The following is a 3774-nucleotide window of genomic DNA, read 5'->3' as shown; positions in this document are numbered from 1 at the left end:
CCCCCCCGGCAAGCCTAACCCCCCCCGTTCCCCCGGTGGCCCCCATTCCCCTGCTCCCGGCGGCGGGGGGGCGCCCGTCCGGGTAGTCGATCAGGGCGAGGGGGCCGAGCGCGTCCCCGCGGGCCGGGGCCGCTCCGCCGTATCCGCCCGGTCCTCCGCCCGCCACCGGACCGCTCAGTGGTGCCCGGAGCCGCCGCTGCCGAACGCTCCGCTGGAACCGGGCAGCCAGCGCTTCCGTCGCTGGTCCTCGCCCCGGCGGCTGCCCGAGTGGTGCAGCTCGTAGGGCATGAGCCGTGGGCTGCCGTCCTGGTTCAGCGGGATCTCGTCGGGCTCCCGCATCTCCCGCTCCTCGTGGACGGCGCCGGTCGCCGGGAGGTGGGGCTGATCCTCGGCGCGCGGGCGGTCGGACTCCCGGTCCATGACCCGCATGCCGATCCGTACGGCGCCGATGAGCGCGCCGGCGACCACCAGCCCGAGGATGAAGGCCACTGTCACGTTGACGCCGTCGGACGCGGCCAGCAGTTCATACGTTGCCGTACTCATGTTCCGATTATGTACCCCCGAATGGGATAAAGCGCCCGATAAGCCTCTTTTGCCTTCCCGGGTCAGCGGTTCACGGCGCCCGCAGCGCGTCCACCGCGATCCGGGCCGCCGTGCCGATGACCGCGTCCGCGGCCGGGAGTGTGGCGGCGGTGTGGGCGGTGCGGGTGAAGACCGCGACGGCGTAGCGGCCCCCGTCGGGGTACTCGACGACGCCGACCTCGTTGCGCAGGGTCGGCAGGCTGCCGGTCTTGCCGGCCACGTGGACGTCGTCGAAGGGGAAGCCCGAGGCCAGGCGGTGCGGCCAGACCTGGAGGCCCATGATCCTGCGCATCGCGGCGCCGTACTCGGGCGGGCAGGCCTCGTCCCGCCAGACCGCGGTGAGCAGCCGGGTCATGTCCCGGGGGGTGCTGCGGTTGGTGCGGGCGGGGTCCAGGGCGCGGAGCCGGGTGATGACGCGCGGGTCGGTCAGGGCCTGGGCGCCGGCGGGCCCGGCGTCCTCGCGCATGGTGCCCAGGATCTCGCCGAAGCCGTACACGGCCCGCGTCCTGGTCAGACCGAGCCGCTCGGTGGTCCGGTTGACGGCGTCCAGGCCGACCCGGTGCAGCAGCAGGTCGGCGGCGGTGTTGTCGCTGACGGACATCATCCAGAACGCCGCGTCGCGCAGCGACAGCCGGACCGGGTCCAGCATCGCCGACAGGCCGGTGGGCCCCGGGGTGCGCCCGTCGGCCGGGCACTCGACCTGCTCGGTGAGGTCGAGCACCCCGGCCGCCGCCTGCTCGTGCAGCGTCACCAGCACGCACACCTTGTGGACGCTCGCCGTGCACACCGCCTGGTCCGCACCGGCCTCCACCTGCGCACCGGAGTCCACGTCCACGGCGTGCAGCCACCCGGTGACCCCGGCCTCGGCGAAGGCAGCGCCCAGCCGGGCCGCGGTGGCGGTGTCGGTCATAGCCAGTACTCCGATGCCGGGCGAAGGTGCAGGGGCCGGGCGGGGGCCTCCGAGTGGGCGTCGGCCGTGGTGCGCAGGGCGTGGGTGGCCGCGTCCGTGAAGGCGACGACGGCGGCGTCGCCGCGCCCCTTCGGCCAGGCCACGGAGTGCCGCCAGGCGGGCGCGGCCCCGGCCAGCGGGCGCCAGACCAGGTCCTGGTCGCCGGGTGTCACCAGCCGGGTGTCGCGCGGACACAGGGCGACGGCCCCGGACGACAGCACCAGGCCGCGTACGAAGCTGGCGCCCTGGCCGTGCCGTACGGCACCGGGCGTCCAGCCGCCCCGGGCGCACGCGGTGAGCAGGTCGTCGTAGACCGCGGGGGCGTCGGCGCGCGGGAAGAGGACCAGGTCGTAGCCGGTGAGGGCGGCGAGAGGCACCTCCGCCCGGTCCGCCTGGGGGGCGCCGCGCGGCAGCAGGACGCCGAGGTCGCGACGGAGCACCGGACCCAGCTCCAGGCCGGCGACGTCGCAGGGGTGGTGGATCAGGCCGACGTCCAGCTCGTGCGCGGCGAACCCGGCGAGCTGCTGGGCGGTGGACAGCTCGTGCAGTTCCAGCTCCAGTCCCGCGTGGCGGCGCCGGAAGTCCGCCAGCAGCGCGGCGACGGTCTCTCCGGAGATGTCGGGGGACAGGGCGGCGCGCAGCAGACCGGTCTCGCCGTCGCGGACCCGGCGCGCGGTGGCCCGCAGGGACTCGGCACGGGCCAGCAGCTCACGGGCCTCGGCGAGCAGCAGCGTGCCCGCCTCGGTGATGGTCACCTGGCGGCTGGTGCGCTCGAAAAGCCGGACGCCCAACTCCTTCTCCAGCCGCTGGATGCGCTGCGACAGGGGTGGCTGGGCCATGCCCAGCCGGGTCGCGGCACGCCCGAAGTGTGACTCTTCTGCAACAGCCACGAAGCACTCCAGGTGCCGCACCAGGTCCACGAGCAGTAATCATATCGGGGATTGATCGATCCAACATCCATATGCATCTTGGACAAGGGCCGGGCGGGGTTGCTCTCCTCGGGACATGCGCTCCTTCCGCGACCTCGCGCCCCGCCTCCGCCGCTGGCCCGGTGCGCTCGCCCTCGGCCTCGTGCTCCCCCTGGCCGGCTGCTCGGCCGACTCCTCCCGCCCGGACGCCGCGCCACCGTCGAGCGGCGCGTCCGGCACCGGCGGTACGGCCACGGCGGCGCCGGAGGTCCCCGGTCAGCTGCGGGTGGACGGCCACACCCGCCGCTACCTCCTGCACCGGCCCGCCGCCGACGGCCGCAGGCCCCTCGTCATCGCCTTCCACGGCCGCGGTGAGCGCGCCGCGGACCTGCGGGAGAAGAGCGGGCTGCAACGGGCCGCCCGGGAGCGCGGCATGCTCGTCGCCTTTCCCGAGGGCCTCGACCAGGGCTGGGGCGCGGGCGCGAAGGCGACCGAGCAGCGTCCCGACCCCGGGCGCGACGTGCGGTTCACCGAAGCGCTGATCAAGCACCTGGTCGGCACCGAGCGCGCCGACCCGCGGCGGGTCTACGTCGCCGGGTTCTCCAACGGCGGCTCGATGGCGCTGCGCCTGGCCGCCGAACGCCCCGGCCTGGTGGCGGGCGCGGCCTCGGTCTCCGGCCAGCTGGCCGCGGGCGACGGCGCGGTGCAGCCCACCGGGCCCGTCCCGGTCCTGGTCGTCTACGGCGCCGACGACCCCGTACGGCCCCTGGCCGGCCTGCCCTCCCCGCCGCCGAACCCCGAGGAACCGATCCTGCCGAGCCTGTCGGCACGGGACACCGCGGAGGCGTTCGCGGAGGCCGGGGGCGCGGGCGACCCGGTCACGCGGGAGCGGAAGGGCTACGACGAGACCGTCTGGCGGCCGAAGGACGGCCGAGGCGGCCCGGACGCCGGCACCGTGCGGCTCCTCGTCGTCCACGACGCCGGTCACACCTGGCCGGGGACGACCGCCGCCCCGCCCGAGGGATTCGGCCCCGTCAGCAAGGACCTGGACGCCACCGGCACGCTCCTCGACTTCTTCACCGCCTCGGGCCGCTGACCCGACGCCACGCGACGCGCCGCCCCCGCCGCTGACCCGTCGCCACGCGACACGCCCCTCACTACTGCGGTGGCACCACGGCCCGGCGGGCGTACAGACGCGGCTACAAGGACGTCTTCGGCTCCGACGCCACGGCCACGGACGACGAGTCCCGGCACGAACCCGAACTCGCCGTCCTGCGCAAGGGCTTCGCTCTCGTCCTGACCGCCGAAGAGATCGCCGGCCGGCTGACCCCAGCC

The 3774-nt window shown here is 75.4% G+C and carries 4 protein-coding genes and 1 pseudogene; 2 read left to right on the top strand and 3 right to left on the bottom strand.

The window, feature by feature from the left end; all coding sequences use genetic code 11:
• Positions 1–174: 174 nt before the first annotated feature.
• The 3 genes from DMH12_RS37725 to DMH12_RS37715 all read right to left on the bottom strand — a co-directional run bounded on the left by DMH12_RS37725 (position 175) and on the right by DMH12_RS37715 (position 2451).
• The gene (locus DMH12_RS37725) at positions 175–543 is read right to left on the bottom strand and encodes a DUF6479 family protein (RefSeq protein ID WP_125495767.1); all 369 of its coding nucleotides are present in this window, start codon (positions 541–543) and stop codon (positions 175–177) included.
• 70 nt (positions 544–613) lie between these two features.
• Positions 614–1492, bottom strand: coding sequence for a serine hydrolase (locus tag DMH12_RS37720; protein WP_125495766.1), 879 nt, complete (start codon positions 1490–1492; stop codon positions 614–616).
• The gene (locus DMH12_RS37715; RefSeq protein WP_125495765.1) at positions 1489–2451 is read right to left on the bottom strand and encodes a LysR family transcriptional regulator; all 963 of its coding nucleotides are present in this window, start codon (positions 2449–2451) and stop codon (positions 1489–1491) included. The genes DMH12_RS37720 and DMH12_RS37715 overlap by 4 nt, the downstream gene beginning before the upstream one ends.
• 85 nt (positions 2452–2536) lie before the next feature.
• On the opposite strand from DMH12_RS37715, the gene DMH12_RS37710 reads away from it, so the two are divergent.
• The gene (locus DMH12_RS37710; protein ID WP_125495764.1) at positions 2537–3535 is read left to right on the top strand and encodes a PHB depolymerase family esterase; all 999 of its coding nucleotides are present in this window, start codon (positions 2537–2539) and stop codon (positions 3533–3535) included.
• Positions 3536–3606: 71 nt separating this feature from the next.
• Positions 3607–3774: pseudogene (locus tag DMH12_RS37705) on the top strand (cysteine hydrolase); the annotation flags it as partial.

Source organism: Streptomyces sp. WAC 04229 (assembly GCF_003947455.1).
Lineage (GTDB): Bacteria > Actinomycetota > Actinomycetes > Streptomycetales > Streptomycetaceae > Streptomyces.
Note: the sequence above shows the minus strand (reverse complement) of the source record. Positions and strands in the feature narration are given on the sequence as shown.